The 20,509-nt window shown below is 64.5% G+C and carries 18 protein-coding genes, 5 tRNA genes and 1 pseudogene; 17 read left to right on the top strand and 7 right to left on the bottom strand.

Annotation, left to right across the window (positions count from 1 at the left end; genetic code table 11):
• Positions 1-202 precede the first annotated feature (202 nt).
• From trmB to AC1AXT_RS08605, 7 genes are all read left to right on the top strand, one after another.
• Positions 203-1,060, top strand: a complete 858-nt coding sequence (gene trmB, locus AC1AXT_RS08635; protein WP_476542147.1) for a tRNA (guanosine(46)-N7)-methyltransferase TrmB — start codon at positions 203-205, stop codon at positions 1,058-1,060.
• 67 nt (positions 1,061-1,127) lie between these two features.
• Positions 1,128-1,202 (top strand) — tRNA-Glu (locus AC1AXT_RS08630).
• Between the two features lie 22 nt (positions 1,203-1,224).
• Positions 1,225-1,299, top strand: a tRNA-Glu gene (locus AC1AXT_RS08625).
• Positions 1,300-1,462: 163 nt separating this feature from the next.
• Positions 1,463-1,762 (top strand): AbrB/MazE/SpoVT family DNA-binding domain-containing protein, encoded by a 300-nt coding sequence (locus AC1AXT_RS08620; RefSeq protein WP_476562636.1) that lies wholly within the window; start codon positions 1,463-1,465, stop codon positions 1,760-1,762.
• Entirely contained in the window at positions 1,759-2,085 is a 327-nt protein-coding gene (locus AC1AXT_RS08615; RefSeq protein WP_476542151.1) for a type II toxin-antitoxin system PemK/MazF family toxin, read from the top strand. Before AC1AXT_RS08620 ends, AC1AXT_RS08615 begins: the two co-directional genes overlap by 4 nt.
• Positions 2,086-2,149: 64 nt before the next feature.
• On the top strand, positions 2,150-3,121 hold the full coding sequence (locus tag AC1AXT_RS08610; RefSeq protein ID WP_476542153.1) for a hypothetical protein: 972 nt from the start codon (positions 2,150-2,152) through the stop codon (positions 3,119-3,121).
• Positions 3,122-3,193: 72 nt separating this feature from the next.
• Positions 3,194-3,535: a hypothetical protein gene (locus AC1AXT_RS08605; protein ID WP_476542155.1), complete on the top strand. Its 342-nt coding sequence runs from the start codon at positions 3,194-3,196 to the stop codon at positions 3,533-3,535.
• Between the two features lie 84 nt (positions 3,536-3,619).
• Here the strand turns inward: AC1AXT_RS08605 and AC1AXT_RS08600 are convergent, their stop codons facing one another.
• Complete coding sequence (locus tag AC1AXT_RS08600) at positions 3,620-5,305, bottom strand: hypothetical protein (protein ID WP_476542156.1); 1,686 nt, start codon at positions 5,303-5,305, stop codon at positions 3,620-3,622.
• Between the two features lie 298 nt (positions 5,306-5,603).
• Between AC1AXT_RS08600 and AC1AXT_RS08595 the strand changes: the two genes are divergently transcribed.
• Complete coding sequence (locus tag AC1AXT_RS08595) at positions 5,604-6,074, top strand: N-acetyltransferase family protein (protein WP_476542158.1); 471 nt, start codon at positions 5,604-5,606, stop codon at positions 6,072-6,074.
• A 60-nt stretch (positions 6,075-6,134) separates the two neighbouring features.
• On the opposite strand, the gene AC1AXT_RS08590 is transcribed toward AC1AXT_RS08595, so the two are convergent.
• The gene (locus AC1AXT_RS08590; protein ID WP_476542159.1) at positions 6,135-6,809 is read right to left on the bottom strand and encodes a sugar O-acetyltransferase; all 675 of its coding nucleotides are present in this window, start codon (positions 6,807-6,809) and stop codon (positions 6,135-6,137) included.
• Between the two features lie 293 nt (positions 6,810-7,102).
• On the opposite strand from AC1AXT_RS08590, the gene AC1AXT_RS08585 reads away from it, so the two are divergent.
• From AC1AXT_RS08585 to AC1AXT_RS08575, 3 genes are all read left to right on the top strand, one after another.
• The gene (locus tag AC1AXT_RS08585) at positions 7,103-7,621 is read left to right on the top strand and encodes a hypothetical protein (RefSeq protein ID WP_476542161.1); all 519 of its coding nucleotides are present in this window, start codon (positions 7,103-7,105) and stop codon (positions 7,619-7,621) included.
• A 232-nt stretch (positions 7,622-7,853) separates the two neighbouring features.
• On the top strand, positions 7,854-8,876 hold the full coding sequence (locus AC1AXT_RS08580; RefSeq protein ID WP_476542163.1) for an aldo/keto reductase: 1,023 nt from the start codon (positions 7,854-7,856) through the stop codon (positions 8,874-8,876).
• Positions 8,877-9,019: 143 nt separating this feature from the next.
• The gene (locus AC1AXT_RS08575) at positions 9,020-9,709 is read left to right on the top strand and encodes a nitroreductase family protein (RefSeq protein ID WP_476542165.1); all 690 of its coding nucleotides are present in this window, start codon (positions 9,020-9,022) and stop codon (positions 9,707-9,709) included.
• Positions 9,710-9,715: 6 nt separating this feature from the next.
• On the opposite strand, the gene AC1AXT_RS08570 is transcribed toward AC1AXT_RS08575, so the two are convergent.
• From AC1AXT_RS08570 to AC1AXT_RS08560, 3 genes are all read right to left on the bottom strand, one after another.
• Complete coding sequence (locus tag AC1AXT_RS08570; RefSeq protein WP_476542167.1) at positions 9,716-10,051, bottom strand: hypothetical protein; 336 nt, start codon at positions 10,049-10,051, stop codon at positions 9,716-9,718.
• Between the two features lie 94 nt (positions 10,052-10,145).
• Positions 10,146-11,090: a helix-turn-helix domain-containing protein gene (locus tag AC1AXT_RS08565; RefSeq protein ID WP_476542169.1), complete on the bottom strand. Its 945-nt coding sequence runs from the start codon at positions 11,088-11,090 to the stop codon at positions 10,146-10,148.
• On the bottom strand, positions 11,083-11,397 hold the full coding sequence (locus AC1AXT_RS08560) for a hypothetical protein (RefSeq protein WP_476542170.1): 315 nt from the start codon (positions 11,395-11,397) through the stop codon (positions 11,083-11,085). Before AC1AXT_RS08560 ends, AC1AXT_RS08565 begins: the two co-directional genes overlap by 8 nt.
• Positions 11,398-11,435: 38 nt before the next feature.
• Here AC1AXT_RS08560 and tnpB point away from each other — a divergent pair, with 38 nt between their 5' ends.
• Positions 11,436-12,698, top strand: coding sequence for an IS607 family element RNA-guided endonuclease TnpB (gene tnpB, locus AC1AXT_RS08555; protein WP_476542172.1), 1,263 nt, complete (start codon positions 11,436-11,438; stop codon positions 12,696-12,698).
• A 111-nt stretch (positions 12,699-12,809) separates the two neighbouring features.
• Here tnpB and AC1AXT_RS08550 read toward each other — a convergent pair.
• Positions 12,810-13,052: pseudogene (locus AC1AXT_RS08550) on the bottom strand (AAA family ATPase); the annotation flags it as partial.
• Between the two features lie 122 nt (positions 13,053-13,174).
• Positions 13,175-13,378: a hypothetical protein gene (locus AC1AXT_RS08545; RefSeq protein WP_476542174.1), complete on the bottom strand. Its 204-nt coding sequence runs from the start codon at positions 13,376-13,378 to the stop codon at positions 13,175-13,177.
• 497 nt (positions 13,379-13,875) lie between these two features.
• On the opposite strand from AC1AXT_RS08545, the gene AC1AXT_RS08540 reads away from it, so the two are divergent.
• The 5 genes from AC1AXT_RS08540 (at position 13,876) to AC1AXT_RS08520 (ending at position 20,191) form a co-directional block, all read left to right on the top strand.
• The gene (locus tag AC1AXT_RS08540) at positions 13,876-18,759 is read left to right on the top strand and encodes a S8 family serine peptidase (protein WP_476542175.1); all 4,884 of its coding nucleotides are present in this window, start codon (positions 13,876-13,878) and stop codon (positions 18,757-18,759) included.
• Between the two features lie 193 nt (positions 18,760-18,952).
• On the top strand, positions 18,953-19,771 hold the full coding sequence (locus AC1AXT_RS08535) for a DUF4190 domain-containing protein (RefSeq protein ID WP_476542177.1): 819 nt from the start codon (positions 18,953-18,955) through the stop codon (positions 19,769-19,771).
• 105 nt (positions 19,772-19,876) lie between these two features.
• Positions 19,877-19,950 (top strand) — tRNA-Asp (locus AC1AXT_RS08530).
• A 34-nt stretch (positions 19,951-19,984) separates the two neighbouring features.
• Positions 19,985-20,058 (top strand) — tRNA-Asp (locus tag AC1AXT_RS08525).
• Positions 20,059-20,115: 57 nt separating this feature from the next.
• Positions 20,116-20,191 (top strand) — tRNA-Phe (locus tag AC1AXT_RS08520).
• The last annotated feature ends 318 nt before the right edge of the window (positions 20,192-20,509 follow it).

Raw genomic sequence — 20,509 nt, 5'->3', positions numbered from 1 at the left:
CCCGCCCCGCCCTACCAAGGCAGGCGCCGCGCCCAATGAGAAAGCCCGGGGCCAACCGGCCCCGGCCCCCTGTCAACTATCCGCCGGGACATGTGTCAAGCATGCGCTGAGACATGTGTCAACTATCCGCCGAGACAGGACATCCTTTTCGCGGGTCGTCCTTTTTATGAAGTGGGGGAGGGGACGGTAGGATACTGAGATTATGAGTGAAGACGTGCGTGAAACGCGTGAAACAGCCGAGATTGCCGCGAAGGGAGAAGCAGGGGAGGGCAACCCGCTCTATGGGCGCAAGGTGCTGTCGTTCGTGCGCCGCTCGGCGCGCCTCGACGACCGCCTGCAGCGTGCGTGGGATGCGTACGCGGACCGCTACCTGCTGCCGATTGCCGAACGGGAGGGTTCGCTGTCGGTGCCGGAGGGTTTCGCGCTGACGGAAGACTACGTGCGCGAGGCGTTCGGCAATGCCAATCCGCTGGTCGTCGAAATCGGTTCGGGGCAGGGCGAGAACATCGTCGCGGCCGCCGCGGCCGATCCTCACCGCAACTTCCTCGCGCTCGAAGTCTACGATCCCGGCGTTGCGCACACGATGCTGCTCGCCGGCAAGCAGGGCCTGGAGAACCTGCGCATCGCGCAGGTCAACGCGCCGGAGCTGATTGCGGCGGCGCAGCCGGGCGTCATCGACGAAATCTGGACGTTCTTCCCCGACCCGTGGCCGAAGATGCGCCATCACAAGCGCCGCATCGTGCAGCCGGAGCTCGCGGCCGACGTGCGCCGCGCGCTGCGCGACGGCGGCGTGTGGCGCATCGCCACCGACATCGAGGACTACGCGCTGCATGTGCACGAGGTCATGGACGGCGCTCCCGGCTTCTCGAACGCGGGCAGCCTCATCGTCAGCTTGCCGACCGAGCATGTCGGCAAGGGCAATGCCGACGAAGCCGCCGCGCTGCCGCATGCCGACTTCACCGAGTCCGAGCGCTTCGCCGGCCGCGTGCTCACCAATTTCGAAAAGAAGGGCCTCGCCGCCGGCCGTGTCATCCACGACTTTTCCTATGTTGCCTGCTGAGCTGTAAATGCGACACGCCGGTTTGCGCTTTACTGGTCTTCGTGTAATATAGGTCAAGTTGTCGAAAGCCCCCTTCGTCTAACGGTTAGGACACCAGACTTTCAATCTGACAACGAGAGTTCGACTCTCTCAGGGGGTACCAGCAACGCCGATAATTTCACAGCGCCCCCTTCGTCTAACGGTTAGGACACCAGACTTTCAATCTGACAACGAGAGTTCGACTCTCTCAGGGGGTACCATTCCAGCCGACTTCCCGCCGGTTTTTTCGTCTCTGCCGCCCTTTTTGATTCCTCTGCGGTGCATTCCCTCCTATGTTCTTGGTTATAAGTAGCAAAAGGGGGCCAGATAGTACGGTGGAAAGCTCGCCGCTCGACTGATAGGATGGTTATATATTGTATAACCATGTATTGGGAGGCCGTCATGACCACGGTGAAGGTAGCCCGGTGGGGCAACAGCCAGGGAATCATCATTCCCAAGAAAATCTGCGTTGACCATGGCATCCAGGTCGGCGACAGCCTGACCATCACGGAGCAGGATGGCGCCATCACCCTCGAACCGGTGAAACGGCGCAAGCGCGCACGCACCAGCATCAAGAACCTGTTCGAAGGCTGGGATGGAACCTATGAGACTCCGGCCGGCTATGCTGCCGGTTGCGGCAAGGAAATCGACTGGGGCGAGCCTCAGGGAAGCGAGACGCGATGATTGCTCGGCAAGGCGAAATCATCATGGTCGATTTCGCGCCCAGCGCTGGGCATGAACCCTGCTATCCGCATCCGGCGGTAGTCCTCAGCGGCGACGATTTCAACATGAAGTCGTCGCTGACCATCGTGGCTCCGGTAACGAGCACGTCCAACGGCTACCCGTTGCATGTGCCGATTGACCACCCCGATATCCACGGCTTCGCATGCATGGAGCAGATACGCGCCATCGATCTCAATGCCCGGCGTTGCGAGCATGTCGGGCAGCTGGAGCAGCGGCAGCTCGACGGCCTTTTAGCGTATCTGGACGCGATTTTCGACCTATAGCGACCTGGAGCCGTTGATAGTGCCGTTGATAGGATGGACTGCGCGATTGGAGAAAGGGGCAGCCATGCCGAAGAACGCACCTGGAATGCCGCCGATTTTCGGCGAGTGGGGCACCGAGGGGATGACCGGGCCCGACGGCATGCCTCCGGAGGAAAGCGAAAACCAGTCCGCCGTAGCGCAGCTGGGCGTCGAGGCCCGCGCGGTGCGCGACGTGTCGTCGGCGCGCGGCGCGCAGCTGGCGCGGTTCCTCGCGAAAACGGAACTGTCCGCTTCGGTCAGCGCGAAGAACGTCGAATCGCAGCGCTACTTCAATTTCACGATGTGGAAGGAAAACTCGCCTTCGGGGCAGCATTTCGCCGATTTCCTGCGCCGTGCCGACCAGCAGATGGAAGGCGTGCGCTCCAATACGTCGGCGTACGCGGTGGCGCGGCAGGAGGACCTGCGCCGCATCGCCGAAAGCGGCATGGAGCGCGACGAAGAGATGCAGCGTTTGGAAGACCCCGAAATCATCGAGCCGTACAAGGAACCGAACGTCCTGGCGATCCTGCTGTTTGCCGGCGCGCTGGGCTTCCTGTTCATCGCCGTGCTCAACCTGTTCGGCATGGCCACCGAGCTGGCGGCCGGCACCGCCAGCTGGACCGACAGCCTGTGGCGCGGGCTGGGCTGCCTCGCCGCCTCCGCCGTCCTCGCCATTCCGCGCATCGTCTACGAAATCCGGCTGCACCGCTGGAAGCAGACGCACATGACCCGCGCCGAACGCAGCGAAGCGCTCGAGGCTCGCGCCGCGTCCATCGCGCAGGATGCCGACGCGATGCTGCCGTCGCCGCTCGCATGGTGCGAAGAGAATCTTGAAGAGTACGTGGATTCGCTCGCCGCGGCCGTCGCCAGCGCTCCGGAAACGCTGCCGGAACCCTCCGCATTGCCAACGCTTGCAGCGCTGCAAACGGTTGCGTCGGACGCCGCCGGGCTGCCCGAAGAAGCCGTGGCGATGCGCAAGGCGCTGGCCGCGATGCCGCCGGTTTCGGTGCCGGAGTAACGCCCGCGAATCTCCTACAGTGGAAGCGAAGGCCGCCGGTTCCAGCGCGGCCGCTGCAAGCGAGGAGATTCCATGCGAGTCAAGGAACTGAAGAACTTTACCTATGCCGGCGCGAACCCGTGGGACGGCGCCGACTTCTGGCGCGGCACGATCATCGACGACAACGGCGACGAAGTGCATGTGCAGATTATGAACGACGATCCGCGCGACTCGAACCCGGAAAACGTCGTGCGCGCGCTGATGAAGCAGCTGCGCGACAAGCAGATCGACGAGGACTTCTTCGCGCGCCAGCTCATGCGCTACGACGACCCCGAGGCTATTGCGGAGGAGAAGGACGGCCGGCTCGTTTCCGAATTCGTGGCGATCGAGGATTTCGAAATCAAGGATCCGCACGGCGACTCGAAGCTCGCGTAGCCGGGCGGCTGCGTTTTCTTGAACCAGGATTCCCTGCGCCGGAACGTTCCAGCGCAAGGAATCCTCGCGCAACAGGGCCGACCGTCAGTACAGGTCGTCCGGCTCCATGCCGTCGCCCTGCAGCATCTGCTTGAGGAACGCCATCGGGTCGTCCGGCATGTCGTCTTCGGGATCGGGCTGCCAGTCCGGATCGTACTGGCCCAGAATGGTCCCCTTCAGCGACGCCTCGGCAGCCGGGAAGTTGAGGACGTAGCGGGCCGCTTCGCGTGACATCCCTTCCTCGTGCATGAGGAATTCATACAGCTTGTTGCGGTAGGGGCGCCCCGTGCCGTCGTTGTAGTCGCGCACGATCATGTCGACCTGGGCATTCCACGAGCCCGAGCGCAGCCCGTACAGCTGCTGCAGGCTGCGATAGGAGAACCTGTTGTACGACGTCGCTTCGACGACGCGCTCGCGGTACATCTTCATCAGCTGGCGGCGGTTGCCCAGCGCCTGCCATGCGATTTCGCGCAGCGAATCCCAGCCGTAGGGCACCAGGGACTGATCGAACAGGAACTGCGGGTCCTGCACGCCCCAGTCGTGGTACGTCTCCACCTTGTCGACGAAGTCCAGCAGCTCCTCCCAGCGCTCCGCCTTCATCAGCTGCGCCGCGTACGCCTCCGCGTACGGTTCCTCGAACCGGCCTTCCATGATGAACGCGTCGGCCTTCGCGTTTTCGCCGCCCAGCCGCGCGACGTCGTGGCGCACGTAGCGCATCAGCGAATGGAAGCGCACCCATACGGCGAACGCCAATGCCGGCGTGTGCTCGGTGAACCGGTGCTCGTCGCCGCAGCTGGGGCATGCCATGGGCTGGCGCAGCGGGGCGAGCTTCGCGCCGATCCGCTCGTACGCGTCCATCGCCTGGTCAAGCGCCTCGTCATCGTCGCCATCGTAGATGCGCAGGTCGGGCCACGGTTCGTCGGCGAGGGGAGCGGCCGGCGCGCCTTCGTCGAAGACCCCGCGCTCCGCCGCGAAATGGTGCACGTAGCGGCGCACCTGCTCGATGGCGTCGTAGCCGAAGATGCGCCGGTCCTCCCACTGCATGTAGGACAGGCAGCACGACAGCAGCTCGACCAGCGCTCCCATGTTCGGCATGAACTCCTGCGTGCAGCACACCTGCACGATGCTGTTGAGCGCCTGTTCCGCCGACGCCATGTCGGCATGCGCCGCCACCGAATGCATGTACGCCTTCGTCTCGCCGACCAGCGAGTTGAACTGCGCGATGGCATGGCCGTCGACGTCGTTGGCGACGTCGAGCAGCTTCGTCGTTTCCTCGAGGCACATCGCCAGCAGCGCCGCGCCCTGCGCCCACTGCGTGCTGCGCCGTACCTGCATGATCACCGCGTCCAGTCCGGAGAAAGCGCCCGACTGCGCGGGGAACGGTTCAAGGTCTTCCGGACCCTGCGGCTCCTTGCCTCCGTGTTCGCGGATGCTGCGCTCGATGGCGGCCTGCGCATACCAGCGCATCGGCCGGGCAACGACTTCGCGCGCGTCCTCCACGTCCGGAAGCTTCCAGTCGGAGCGCAGGTCGTCGAACTGGTCCATCATCTTCGAATGCGACGGGCGCCACAGCAGGAACGGCCCCACCTCCTTGCCGTCGTCGTGCGCATAGATTTCGTCCCCGGCGAGGAACTCGCGCATGCTCTCGAGTTCCTCGATCGTGTTGACGCCGTGCTGGATCGGATTGTCGCGATCCTTGCGCTTCTTCGTCCCGTTGTTCTGTGCCGCCATGTGCTTTCCTGTTCTACGCTGTGTTTGCTGATGACTGTTCCAACCGTCGTCGCCGCACGCCGTCTTCCGTGCGGAAACCTTCTTCCTCAACGATACGGGTTTGCGTGCCCCGGGGCAATGTCCTTTCCGGCACCCGCGCCGTTTCTCCCCAAAGCCGGAACCGCTCCAACGGAACCGCTCCAACGGAACCGATCCAGCGGAACAGCACGGCGACGGCTACGATGGGCGGTGCCGGCGCCAGCGGCGCTGGAAATCTTAAGGAATAAAGAAAAGATCGGAAGAAAAAGAAAGGAACACCATGATCCGTCCCGCCGTCGAAGCAGACATTCCCCAGATTCTCGGCTTGCTGCGCCAGGTCGCCCAGGTGCATTGCGACGCGCGTCCCGATCTGTTCCGCGGGGACGGCGCGACGAAGTACGGCGCCGACGAACTGCGCGCCGTCATTACCGACCCGCAGCGTCCGGTGTTCGTATTCGACGACGGCGGACGCATTCTTGGCCATGCGTTCTGCGTGTTCCAGCGTCACGAAGGCGAGCGTGTCATGGTCGACGCGACGACGCTGTACATCGACGACATCTGCGTGGACGAATCCGCCCGGCACCGGCACGTAGGCAGCGCGCTGTACGAGCATGCCGTGCGGTTCGCGCGCGACGCGGGCTGCCATAACGTCACGCTGAACGTATGGGAAGGCAACCCGGACGCCATCGCGTTCTACCGCGCGCTGGGCATGCACGTCCAGAAATACGGCATGGAAACCGTCCTTGACTGAAGTCCCCAGCGCCTTTTGCCGGTTTCTGCGGCGCCGGGAAGTCCGCAGCGGCACCGCAGACTACGCAACCGGCCGCTCGACGCCGGTTTCCTCGCGCACTTCATTCCAGTCGATGGCGCGCCCCTTGAAATACGTTTCGTAGTCGCGTTCGTCGACGGCACGCAGCACGCGCGCGGGGTTGCCGACGGCGACGACGCCGTCCGGAAGGTCCTTGGTCACGATTGCGCCGGCGCCGACCACGACGTTGTCTCCGATCGTGACGCCGGGCAGCACGATGACGCCCGCCCCGATCCAGCAATTGCGCCCGATGCGCACCGGCGCGTTGTATTGGTAGCCCTGCTCGCGCAGTTCCGGCGCCAGCGGATGGCCGGCGCTCGCCAGCGTCACGTTCGGGCCCATCATCGTGTAGTCGCCGACGAAGATATGCGTATCGTCAACGCAGGTCAGGTTGAAGTTCGCGTATACGTTCCTGCCGAAGTGGCAGTGCAGGCCGCCGAAATTCGCATGGAACGGCGGTTCGATATAGGTGCCTTCCCCAATGGACGCGAACATGTCCTTCAGCAGCGCGCTGCGTTCGGCGCCTTGCGACGGCCGCGTCGCGTTGAATTCGTACAGCAGTTCCAGGCATTGCTGCTGCCTGCGCAGGATGTCCGGATCCGAGGGCAGGTACAGTTCGCCGGTATGCATTTTCCCTGCCTGCGTTTTCGTTTCGCTTGCGTTGGCCGTTTCGTTCATTGTGGCTGCCTCCTCGCCATGCCGATTGCCGTTTCCGTTCGCCATTCTATGGTTTTGGACGTTCGCCAACGCCGTCTCCCATAGCAAAATCGTCCGCGCTTTTGCGATTATCGAAGCCCAGGATTCCGTCTCGCGCAGTCCTGGCTTGCGCAGAAGCCGATGCTTCCGCAGGGGAGGACGAAGCGAAAGCAAGGAAAGTGGAAAGAAACGGGCGGCTGTGGGCAACCGAACGGCCGGTTTCTGTATAATCGGGGGCATTGTAACGTCACCGCGAGCGAGAGTAGGGAGTCGGGATGAACGAACGGTTGCGCTGGCTGAAGGCGCTGTGCTGCGCGACGGCTGCGGCCGCGCTGCTTGCCGGAACCGCCGGGTGCGGTTCGAGCGCGGCGGAGGAAAGCGGTTCCAGCGCATCTTCCGCACAATATTCCGCCTCCGCCAGCGCCGAAGAAGCCGACGCGACGTCCGGCGGCTCCGTTTCCCAAGGCGACGCTGTCGACCTGAGCGGTACGTGGGTGCAGAACAACAGCGATTCCGACGAAACGTGGATGGAAGCTGAGATTTCCGGCGACACGATCGAAGTCTACTGGATCGGCACCGACCTGCACGCGCTGTATTGGAAGGGTTCGTACGTCGCGCCGACGTCCGGCGGCGACTACGAGTGGACGTCCGTCGGCGACACCGACGAAATGTCGTCGGCGCTGCTCGCTTCCAGCGACGATACGAAGACGTTCTACTACAGCGAATCCGACGGCGTTTCGTTCGACGCGACGATTCTCGACACGACGGTCCGCGTCACCACCGCCCGCGAGTAGCGGCGCCGCTTCCCGTCTGCGCTAGGCATTGCCCAAGATTCCGTCCGCTGCTGCGCGCGGTGCGAACGCAACCGGGCGGCGCGCGGAATGTTGCCCGTTCCCGGACGCCGGGATGCGGGCTGTAATGGGAGCAATATGAAACGGCGGGGCGGTTCGCGCGGCGTTGGCAACGACGTACAGCGCAACGACGCATAGCGTCGCGCCTTCCAGCAAACGGCGGTAGGGTAGCGGTATGAGCAGCGATCTGTATGAAGCGCACGAACGGCGCTATGAACCCGACACCATGCAATACGCCCGCGTCGGCGCGAGCGGCCTGAAACTGCCGAGGGTCTCGCTGGGGCTGTGGCACAACTTCGGCGACCCGGGCACCTTCGACAACATGACGGCGATGTGCCGCACCGCCTTCGACCATGGCATCACCCACTTCGACCTTGCGAACAACTACGGCCCGAAGTACGGCGCCGCCGAAGCGAACTTCGGGCGCATCCTGGCCACCGATTTCGCGCGCTACCGCGACGAACTCATCATCAGCACGAAGGCCGGCTTCGACATGTGGCCCGGCCCGTACGGCATCGGCGGCAGCCGCAAGTACCTCATTTCCAGCCTCGACCAGAGCCTGGAACGCCTCGGCCTGGACTACGTCGACATCTTCTACCACCACTGCCCGGATCCGGACACCCCGCTGGAGGAAACGGTCGGCGCGCTCGAGCAGATCGTGCGTTCCGGCAAGGCGCTCTACGTCGGCCTGTCGAACTACGACGGCGAGCGGATGGCGCAGGCCGCCGCGCTGCTGGACGATCTGCACGTTCCGTACATCATCAACCAGAACCGCTACAACATCTTCGACCGCACCGTCGAGCGCAACGGGCTGCTTGGGGCCTCGCTCGACGCCGGCAAGGGCGTCATCTGCTACAGCCCGCTCGCGCAGGGCCTGCTGACCGACCGCTACGTCAACGGCATCCCGTCCGACAGCCGCATCGGCGCCGACGGCCGTTTCCTGCACCGCGAAGACCTGACTCCCGACGTCCTCGCCGCCATCCGCTCGCTCAACGCCATCGCCGCCGCGCGCGGCGAAACGCTCGCCGACATGGCGCTCGAGTGGGTGCTGCGCGCCCCGGCCGTCACCAGCGTCGTCGTTGGCGCGTCGCGTCCGGGCCAGATCGAGGATTCGGTGCGCGCAGCCACCGCGGCCGCCCCGTTCAGCGCGGAGGAGCTCGCCGCCATCGACGCCGCCAGCGCCGGCATCCAGCGCTAGCGGGGGTTCCCGGCAAACGTTCAGGCAGCGCACGGAAACGCTGTCGGCAAACCAAGATTGGCGCACTATCATCGTGCGTAGCAACGCTTACGGAACCGTAACTTTTGCGTTGGCATGAGATTGGCTTGGCGATGGAAGGATGCATGATGAACGTTTTGACGACGATGCAACAGCGGCACTCGGTGCGCAGGTTTTCCAAGGAGCCGCTGTCCGCGCAGGAAATCGGCGCCATCGAGGCGCTGGTCAGCGAAGCGAACGCCGAATCCGGGCTGCACATCCAGTTCATGGCGAACCGGAAGGTGTCGTTCGCTTCCATCATCGGCCTGGCGACGTACGGGAACTTCGCGAACGTCAACAACTACCTTGCGCTGGTCTGCCGGCCGACGCCGGACGCGCGCGAACGGCTCGGCTTCTACGGCGAGAAGATCGTGCTCGCGCTGACCGAAATGGGGCTGGGGACCTGCTGGGTGGGCGGCTCCCTGTCGCGCCGGTTCACGAAGGCCGAACGCGTCGGCGACGAAACGCTCAACCTCGTCATCCTGGTCGGGCATATCGGCGAGCCGGGGAAGGCGCATCATTCCAAGGGCATCCTCGACATGTGCCGGCTTAACGGGCAGCCGATGCCCGAATGGTTCCACCGCGGCATGGTCGGCGTCGAGCTCGCCCCCTCGGCGATGAACCATCAGGACACGGTGTTCGAGCTGATGGCCAACGGACTGAACCAGGTGCGCGTCCACCCGGGCAAGCGCGCGTTCAACATGGTGGATGCCGGCATCGCGAAATACCACTTCCTGGCGATGGCCGGCCGTGAGAACTTCTCGTTCATCGGCTAGCGGCGCCTACCGCACGACGCTGACCGGCGCCGCCATCGCCGCGTCCGGCTCGTCGTTGCCGACTTCGGCGCCCAGCATCGAGGCGAGGAACGCCAGCAACGCAACGCCGGCGACGATGATCGCGGCCATCGTCAGCGTGCCGCCGTGCCACCGCGAGCCGCGTTTCTGCCGCTGCTGGATAATCTTGGAGAATTCGTGCACGTCCTTCATGTCGCCGGACAGCCGCCGGCGCGGGGAGTGCGGATGCCGCTGCCGCTCGTATTCGGCGGCGTACTTCGCTTCGTGAGCGTAGCCGGGTTCGACGAGCGCGTCGTCGCCCGCTTCAAACTGCGTGTCGTCCATAACCGATCCTCCCAGCCGCTTGCAACCCCCGTTGGCGCAATGGTTCCATTGTAGCGGAACGTGGGCGGCGCGCTGCATGGCGCCCCCGGAAATCTCATTTCCCGGCGGCGCGGTAGGCGGTGGGCGTCGTCCCCATGACCGAACGGAACGCGGCAGCGAACTTGCCGGGATTGCGGTAGCCGACCTTCGCGGCGATGTCCACGACGGCGTCGTCGGTGTTGCGCAGCATGACGGCGGCCGCGTTCATGCGGTACGACTTCATGTACGCGGCAATCGACATGCCGTAGCGCTCGCGGAAGCACTGCTGCATCGAGGTGAGCGGGAAATCGAACCGTTCCGACAGTTCGGCGAGCGTATACCAGCGTTCCAGATCGGACGTGACGAGGTCGGCGATCTGCTTGACCGCGTCGACCTGCGTACGCCGGAAATACCGGCGTTCGGTGGCTTCCGGCGCGTCGGTTCCTTCGAGCAGCGTGAGGATTTCCAGCACCTTGAGCTGCTGGTAGCGCTTGCGCACGCGCCGCGGCACGCGGTAGAGCCCGTCGAACGCTTCCTGCAGCGTTTCGTCGTTGCGCAGGATGCACGAGATTCCCTCGCCGCAGAAGCGCCGTTCGAGCGCCTTCAGGTCCAGCGTCCAGCCGGCATACAGCGCGCGCAGCGACGCCTGCGCTCGCTTGACGTCGATGGCGAGCGTCAGGCCGTGGTAGTAGCCCAGCGGCAGCGAGAACCGCTCCTCCTGCCACGCCGTGCCGATGCCGATGTCGCCGGTTTCCAGATGCGAGCAGCGCGCGTGGTCCTCCCACTCGAGCCGCCCCTCGCGGCAGTGGTCGATCAGCAGCAGCGGCTCGCCCAGCAGCGCCGCCGCCGGCCCCTCTACCGTCGAGACCCCTTCGTGCAGATCGTTGCGTATGACGGTGATGCCGGGCAGCACTTCCTGCGCCGCGAACGGCACCGGCACCTTCGCGGCGGCCTTGCGCGGCAGCACCGCGCAGCCGGCGTCCTCGCACGCCAATCTCAGTTCGTCAGGCCAGTCAGTCAACTCCACCGAATCCCTCGCCTTCGCTTGCCGCGGCGAAATGCGCCGCGAGTTTCGCCCGGCCCGGCGCGTCGAGCGCGTAGGAGCCGGCGATCTTGCCTTCCTTCAAATGTACGGCATGGGTTGTCAGCTGCTGGTTTTGCTGTTTGTTTTCGTTTGCTGTGGTCTGTTTTTCGTTGGCGTTGGCTGGCTTTGCCTGCCGTGCTGGCGTGTTTACAACCTGCCATCTTTTATACTGGACTGTGTTAGAACATTTGTTCGAATGCTGGGAGGTGACGGGGCCATGCGGTCGACGTATAGCGTTTTGCACGCCCTGCGTGCCTTCCGGTTTTCGTTGGGGGTGGCCTGATGTTGCGGGCGGTGCGGGTGCGCCTGGACCCCTCGCCGTCCCAGGAGCGGTTGCTGCGTGCGCATGCGGGCGCTGCCCGGTTTGCCTATAATTTCATGCTCACCTTGGTCAAAAGGGCGATTGAAGGGCATATTGGCTGGGTGGGCTGGTCGCGCGCCGAGCTGCGCAAGACGTGGAACTCATGGAAGGACGACGTGGCCCCCTGGTGGCGGGAGAATTCGAAGGAGGCGTACTCGTATGGCATCGAATGCCTGGCGAACGCGTTGAAGAACTGGGCGGACTCCCGGCATGGCAGGCGCAAGGGCCGCAAGATGGGGTTCCCGAAATACAGGACGCGCGCTAGGCATATGAAGTTCGCGTACACGACCGGCAGCTTCGGGCTTATTGAAGGCGACCCGAAGGCGTTGAGGCTGCCGCGGATCGGCCGCATGCACTGCTTCGAGAACGTGGAGAAACGCGTCGGCGCCGGGCGCGTGGTGCGCATGACCATCAGCCAGCACGCCGACGCATGGTATGCGTCGCTGACCGTCGAATACCCCGACCGTCCCGTCGAACGCAAGAATGAAGGCAGGCGGGTCGGCGTGGATTTGGGCGTCAAGGCGCTGGCCACCTTGTCGGATGGCACCGTCATCGCCAACCCCAAAAACTACCAGCATGGCGAGCGGAAGCTGCGCCGCGCCAATAAGCGCCTCGCGCGCCGCGTGCGGGGATCCAGCCGGTGGAGGAAGGCGAGGCTCGCCGTGCAGAAACAGCACGCCAGAATCGCCGCCCGGCGCCGGGACGCCATCGACAAGGCGACGGCGATGATCGCCCGCGACTACGATACGGTTGTCATCGAGGATTTGAACGTGGACGGCATGAAACGCAACCGTCATCTTGCCAAGGCCATATCGGATGCGGGATTCGGCGAGTTCCGCCGCCAGCTGGCATACAAATGCTTGGAGACCGGGGCGACGCTGATCGTGGCCGACCGCTGGTATCCATCCTCCAGGACATGCTCGAAGTGCGGGACGGTGAAAGCCAAGCTGTCCCTCGCGGACCGCGTGTTCGTCTGCGACAACCCGTCATGCGACTACCCTGCCCATGGCGTGGACCGTGACTGGAACGCCGCCGTGAACCTTGAACACTACGTCGCCCCGAGTGCCGCGGGAGACGCTAAACGCGCGCGGAGGAACCATAAGACGACCGGCCCCAAGATGGCCGGCAACGCGGGACCCGGTGAAACGCGAACCCAGCAGAACGCTCTCATCAGCGTTTCGTGAGTCTTGGAGCCTCCCCGTCGCAAGGCGCGGGAGTGCAGCCGGCAATGCTTTCGTCCGGCAAACGAAAACAAAGCCAGCTGCAACGGTGCAGCACGCCAGAATGAACTCCGGGTCGTGCGTGACGACGAACATGGCCGCGCCGTCGCGTTCGTGCGCCTCGCGCAGCAGGTCCGCGAGCGTCTGCATATGGTCGCGGTCGAGGCCGCTGGTCGGTTCGTCGAGCACGAGAAGGCGGTGGCCGGCCGCCAGCGCCGCTGCGTACAGCACGGCGTAGATGGCGGCGCCCCTGCGCCGGCGTTCCGCCAGCAGCAGCACGAACGGAACCGCCGCCAGCGCCGGCTTGACGAACTGCATCCCCGGCTTGCCGGCGGCGCCGAGAATGACGGTGGAGACGGTGAGCGTAAGGGCGATTTTCGTGCGCGGGTCCAGCAGCGTGCGCTGCGCGGGCGCCGTCGCCGCCATCAGCTGTTCGTTCATTATGCCGCCAGTCCGGCGCGCGCGAAATGCCGTGCGCAGGTCTTGAGGCCGAGCCGCGCGCCGGCGATGCCGGAAAGGAAGCAGGCGGCGAGCGGGACCGGCAGGATCCAGTCGGGCATGAAGCCCATCAGCGCCGCGACGCCGTAGCGCATGAACATGATGGCGCCGAAGACGCCGACGGCAATGAAGTCCTTCGCGTGCATGGTTCTCCCTCTGGTCCTGCGATGCGCGTGTGGGTGTATCGAAGGCCTCGTTCCCGTCAAGTTCGGCGCATGAGATCCTGCGATGCGCGTGTGGGTGTATCACCACCTTTGCGAAGATTCGGTCGCCGCGCAATCGTTTTCCCGAATCTCCACCGTTTTTCCTGACAGATTGGACTACCCTCCGCAAAACGGAGCAGTCGTTGCTGGCGCCGTCCGCCTTCGAATGTGCATGAAGCTTGGTCCGGGCTGGTATGTCGGAATGGACGGCGAGGCGAGGGGTGGACTCCGGGCGCGGCAAAGCCGGATTCGCACGGTTTCAAGGCGAGGGTGGCAAACCCTCCGGTGGTTATTCGCGGAAAAGGCGAGGCTGCCTTATGGCGGGCGGCCGGCAGAGGCGGTGTTTTGGTGGCCGCACTGTCTTCCGGTAATCTTGGAGGCAATGTTCGCTCTGGGAGAACGCAGGGGTTCTGTACAGCGAAAGCAGGGGAGGGATTCAAATGTTTGGGAAACGTATATCTGGCTGGCAAAAGGCCGTCGGTTGCCTAGCGGCCGCCGCCATCGGCATCGGCCTGGCATCTCCGGCAGCGTTCGCGACGGAGCCGGGCGCAACGGACGCCGGCGATGTTGCGCAACCGTCATCGACGCTGGAACTGGAAGACGGTACCTACGTCAACGGCCAGGCTCTCGTCATCTACCACGAGAGCGGGCTGCCCGGAGGAACCGAATCTTCCGGAGGAACCGAATCTTCCGGAGAAACCGAATCTCCCGGAGGAACCGGAACCGGCGAAAGCGGTGCGGATTCGGCCCCGGTTCCTCAACACGCCGAAAACGGAGGAACCGGATCCAGTGCTGACAGCTCAGATTCAGGTTCGGTTCCTCAATGCGCCGGCGACGGAGGAACCGGAGCCAATGAAGACGGCGAGGAGAGCGGTTCGGTTCCTGGGCTGGAGGGCATGACGCTGGAACTGGAAGGCGAACCACTTGAGGATGCCGGTTTCACGGTCCAGCAGACATGGGATTTCTCGGTCTGCGACGAATTCGAGGATGAAGATTCGTCCGCAGAGCGGTCCCCGCTGGCGGGGACCGCTGAGAGCGAGCGCAGCGAAGCTCGAAGCGAGGGGTGGTCAACCCAAGCCGATACGGACGAAACGTTTGTCGCCCCGGAGGCGCCCGGAACGCAGGGGTCAACTCAAGCCGATACGGATGCAACGTGGGAAACGCTCGACGCCATCCCCTCCGGCGACGATATCCGCATCGCCTTGGTCTCGAAGCCGTACACGGACACGGCAACGCTGATTGCGGAACTTGAGCAGCTTGATTTCGTCGAATCAGCGGAACCGAACTATCTTCTGGAAACCGACGATGACGCCGCCGACGACACCGACGACACCGATGACGCCGGCGACAGCGGCTACCCGACCAACGACGCGCTGGTGAGGCTCCAGTATCCGCTGCTGGACGGCGACGGCGGCATCAATCTGCAGGCCGCGCTCGACAAGGCGGCCGCAACCGGCACCACCGACGGAACGGTCGTCGCCGTCATCGATTCCGGCGTCGACTATACGCATCCCGACCTCGCCGGCAATATGTGGACCGGCGGCGACGAGCTCGCCGCGCTTGGCATCAAGTCCGGAACCTACGGCTACGACTTCGGCGACGATGACGACGATCCGATGCCGGCCCCGGACAACGGCTCTGGCTCGGCCCACGGCACGCACGTCGCCGGCATCATCGCCGCGGCGGCGAACAATGGAGAAGGCGTTGCCGGCGCATCCACAGCCAGTGAAATCATGGCGCTGAAAATCGAACCCGACAACGCGGCGCAGCTGTCTGTGAGCGCCATTGTGGGCGCCTACCAGTACGTAGTGGCCGCCACGCTTGCCGGCGTCAATGTCGTCGCCGTCAATACGTCGTTCGGCGGCTATGGCGAGGAATCCTTGGTAATGGAATACCTGGCTGCCCAGGGTGGCAACGTCGGGGCGCTGACGGTGAAATCGGCCGGAAACAACGGCGCGGATGCCGACAGCGGCGACATCGTGAACCAAGGCGTCGCCCGGCAGACGCCGTACCGCATCAACGTGGCCGCCACTACCGAAAACAACCATTACGGCCTCTATACCGATTACGGCCGCGCCAGCGTCGACGTAGCCGCGCCGGGCTCCAACGTCCTCTCGACGGTTCCGGTACAGGATGCCGGAGCGTACGCCATGTCGGAAATCTCGGCGATGGCTACCGGAACGCTGTATGAAAAGCCGGTCGCGTGGATTGCGGAACAGGCACGGTACGCCACGCTGGAAGAAGCCGCCGCCATCCAGGATGGCGACGTGCTGTACACCATCGCCAAGCCGGCCGAAGACGCAGGCCTGTCCGCCTCCTACGTCGACGCCCCCGAATATGCCGATGCCGTCTCCATCGCGGCGGTTCAACGCGAGGGCCGCACGCAGCTGTCGCTGAACGTCGACCTGGAAAAGCTGCCCTATGCGGCGGACATCGAGTCGCTGCAGGTCGCTTTTTACTGGCGCGACGCCAATCCCTATTACGGCATGGCCGAGGACGAGGCCATCGTCACGGACGGCGGCGTGCCGGCCGCGTTCGCTTCGGACGGCAACCCGGCTGCGGTCGCGCTGACGTCGCTGTCCGTCCAGGGCGACGAACGCACGGCCGTCTTCAACCAGGAATGCCGGGGCCGTGACGATACGTATGCGAATTCGCGCGGCAGCCTTCCGGACGTCAGCAGCGAGCGGGCGACGTTCGCCGCGACCGTGGATTTCCGGATTGCCGGCGTGCTGGAGCGTACCGACATGCCGTTCACGCTGTATATGGACGATCCGCTGATCGCCAACGGGACGGTGCCCTATTCCTACATGACCGGCACGTCGATGGCCGCTCCCTACGTTTCCGGCATGGTCGGACAGCTGGCGGCGCTCTATCCCGACGCAAGCGCGCTGGAACTGCGCGGCATGGTCGTCGGCGGCACGGTGCCCGTCGACGGCGATCCGTATACGCTGCAGGATGATGACATCGTGACGGCGACGAACGGACGCGTCGACTACGGCACGATATTGGACGGCCACGTCAACGCGAACACATGGTCGCTGTCCGTCGACGCAACGACGGGCGACGCCGTGCTGGAAGGCTACGGCCTGCAGGATGCGTCGCTGGAAATCGAAGACGCGGTTTTCGGTAGCGTCGGCGATGGGAATCTTGAGTTTTCCGGAACGCCAGACGGCCTTGGCTGGCTGTCGTTTTCGCTGGCCGGCGACGCGTTCTCGTGGCTGATGGATGGCGGCTCCCACTGGTTCACCGTGGTGGACGGCGCCACCGGACGCGCGCACGACGGATACTACGCCGTCCCGATCCGCACGGCGCCGGCCGCGGACGACAGCAGCGGCGACGACGGTAGCGACGACGGCAGCGCCGCCGACGGCGGAGGCGTTTCCGACGCAACCGCCACGGCATCCCTCGTCGAAAGCCTCGCGCTGCCCGACGGCTTCCTGAACGCGGCGTCGGCACAGCTTGTGGAGCATGCCGACGGCCTCTACATGGCGGATACCGTCGCCGGCTCGTACGTTTGGGAGCGCGGCGCCGACGGACGCTGGAACGAGCTGCCGGCGCCCGGAATGCCCGGGTATACGGGACTTTCCACGCTGATCGACGGCAATCTGGACAGCTACGGCATGAATGCGGACACCAGCATCCGGTACGTGCAGGCCGACGGCGACCTGGTCGCGGTGGCGTCGACGCAGATGCGCATGGGCGCACAGGCCACCGATGGGCGCGCCGTGTTCATGCATGCCAACGTGTTCTCGAGCAGCGCCGGGCAGTGGAGCGGCTGGCAGCTGCTATGGACGTTCGACAACGAGCATTTCAGCCTGATGGGCGACTACATCCCCACCTATTACCTGATCAACAGCTTCGACGTCGCCTGGTACGACGGTTCCGTATGGATAGTGGCGCTCGAAGGCTATGGCGAGCCCGATGACCTGATGACGCGCCATGTCATGGCCCGCACCGTGCGCTTCGATCCGTCCGACATCGCCGGCGCGCAGCTCATCGGCATTACGTGGGATGAGCCGGAAGGGCTGGAATACAGCGACGACATGCAATACGGTCGGCTGCTGCCTACCGAAAGCGGCCTCGCGTACCTGCATCCGACGTTGGCGCGCGTCGTCGGCGGCGGCGACGACTTCGACCCCAGCGGCGCGCTCGGCTCGGTGAGCCCGTTTGGAACGTCCGGCGCCGGGATGCTGGAGGGCGCAACGTTCCGCGACGGGTTCGCGCAAGCCGCACGCGAAGGCGACGGTTCCGGCGAGAGCGGCTTTGGCGGCGAAGATTCCGCTTCGGCAGACGCAATGACGTCCCTCCTCGGAGCGTATGACCTTTCGGTAGCGCAACTCAGCGGCGACGAAAGCGCCTACCAGAACGTTCCGGCCTCCGATCCCGTCAGCGGCGGCGACGGCATGGGCGTCGACCACGGCATCTGGCTCAGCGACGGCATCGTGGACGACGTGCCGGCCATGACCGTTCACCAGATCAAGGCGATGTTCACCGCCAATCTGGTGATGCCGACGCTGGACGGCGCGGTGCTGTACGGCGCGGCGGTGGCCGGTTCCGGCGACGCGGCGCTCGTATCGCGCGACGCGGACGGCCTGTGGGCGTGGCATGGCCTGGGATCGTTCGGTTTCGACGCGTCCAACGGCGTTGCGGCGGTGTCGGCGGCGATGGTCGGCGACGTCCCGTATTTCCTTGCGGTCCCGTATGGCGACGCCGGCAGCGCTGCCGGAACCGCGGGCGCCCTGTATACCCTCGATGAAGCTTCAGCCTCCCGTTTGCGCGGGTTCCATGCCGCGGTTGGCGCCGACGTTGCGTTGGCGTCCGGGTCGGCTTCTTCCGGAAACGAGATTCCCGGCGCTGCGACCGTCTCCGATTGGCGCGGCGCTGCCGGTTCCTCCCTGGACATGCGGCGCCAGGACCACGCGACGTGGGCCGCCGAGGCCGCTGACGGCTACCGTTTCGCTGGCTGGCTTGACCAAGATTCCGGCGACGTCGTGTCGACTGACGCGACCTACCGAGCCGTGGTGTCCCGGCCGGTGACGCTGACCGCGCTGTTCGAGCCGGTGTCGGTGGCTCCGGCGGATCCGGGGTCTGCAACTACGCCGGTTCCGCAAAACCCAACCGTTCCGGAAACGCCTGTGACGCCTACAACGCCGGCTGGTAACGTCACCGCCGCCGCGACCGCGTCCGTGACGTCCCTGTCGCGCACCGGCAGCGAAATCGCGCTGGTAGTCGCCGCCGCCCTGGCCGCTCTCGCCTTCGGTCTCCTTCTTTTGGGCGGTTCGAAGAAGGGGTCTGTCTCTTCCGACGGGCGGAGCTCTCAATAATCTTGTAATAAACTTGTAAAAACCGTACGCGCCGCTGAATTTTTCAGCGTGACGACATTAGCTGGATGCGAGCGGAACCATCTTTACAAAACCATTGAAAAACAAGACGTTGTCCCCAATCTCGCATCCAGCTTTTTTCAAGCTCCTTTCCGTAAGTTAGCATCATACCGAAAAGCGGAAATAGCGAAATCGTATGGCAACTAATAAGGAGATGAATTCCATGAACAACACCGTCACCCCGAACAACGACGCTACCCAGCAGTTCGACCCGCAGGCGACCGCAACGCAGCCGATGGCTCCGGCGACGGCGCAGACGCAGTCCGGCGCGCAGACCCAGCCGATGGCCCCCGCTGCTCCGGTTCCTCCGTACGCCCCGGTGCCGCCGGTCGACGAGAACGGCAATCCGATCGATCCGGCTGGGCAGGGCGAAGAGAAGAAGAAGGACGGCCGCGAGTGGAACGGCCTGTCGATTGCCGGCTTCGCGAGCTCCTTCGTGTTCGCGCCGGTCGGCATGGCGCTGTCCGCCATGTCGCTCGTGCAGATGCACAAGGAAGAGGCGAAGGGCAAGATCATGGCGATTTTCGGCTGCGTCATCGGCGGCATCGGCTCGCTGGCGATGTCGGCTGCGCTGTTCGGCGGCGCACTGGGCGGCGGGATCCACGGCGGCCATGATTTCGAACGGATGGAGCGCGGCGGCGCCGGCATGAGCCAGATGGAGGACCGTTCCTTCGGCGGCTTCGGCGACGACGAAGGCTTCAGCTTCTCCGGCGGCGAGATGCGCGGCGGCATGGGCGGCGACTTCGAGCGCGGCGACGCCCCGCAGCGTTCCGAAGGCGCGCCTTCCGACGGCGAATCCGGCAAGTCCGACTCGGACAAGTCCGGCGCTGAAGATTCCGATTCCGGCAAGTCCGGTTCCGATTCTTCCGACGCGAACAATTCCGAAAGCCGCTTCCGCGGCGACCGCGGGCAGCGCGGCGGCTCCCAGCCGTCTGAAGAGGCCACCGAAATCTAGTCAATCTCAGGGAGTGCAAGGCGACACGCCGAATGCTTGCACTCCCGAACCATTTGTGTAATATATACATCTGTTGCCCGCCGGTGAGAACCGGTGAGACGCAACGGCCGCGTAGCTCAGTTGGTTAGAGCGCCGCCCTGTCACGGCGGAGGTCGCCGGTTCAAGTCCGGTCGTGGTCGCGCAGGAATGGAAAGTGATTTCCATTCGGGCAACGGCCGCGTAGCTCAGTTGGTTAGAGCGCCGCCCTGTCACGGCGGAGGTCGCCGGTTCAAGTCCGGTCGTGGTCGCGAATCGCATTGGTTGGCAGATGTTCAAGCAGCATTGGTCGACCTGTGTCGTTTCATGGCTCTGTAGCTCAGTTGGTAGAGCGAACGACTGAAAATCGTTAGGTCAGCGGATCGATGCCGCTCGGAGCCACCACCACCCGCGGGAAACCGCGGGTTTTTCGTTTTCCTCGGCTGCCCTTCCGGCCTGCCACTACGCCTGTGGCTTTTGGCTTATAGACCGGCCTTTTCGTCTCTTTGTATGGCAATGGTTTGTCCTGCTGCCGAAGAGGGTTAAGTAACAAATCGTGGGTCTTATAGCTCCTATCGGAGCCATCCTTTCCTGATGCCGAATCCGCGGGTTAAGTAACAAATCGTGGGTCTTATAGCTCCTATCGGAGCCATCCTTTCCTGATGCCGAATCCGCTTTCGTAGGCGTTGATGTTGTCGGGGTTGGGGCCGGGCTGCTGGATGC

It is taken from the genome of Bifidobacterium sp. LH_450 (assembly GCF_056356715.1).
The sequence above is the reverse complement of the archived record's forward strand: the minus strand, read 5'-3'. Positions and strand labels throughout refer to the sequence as shown.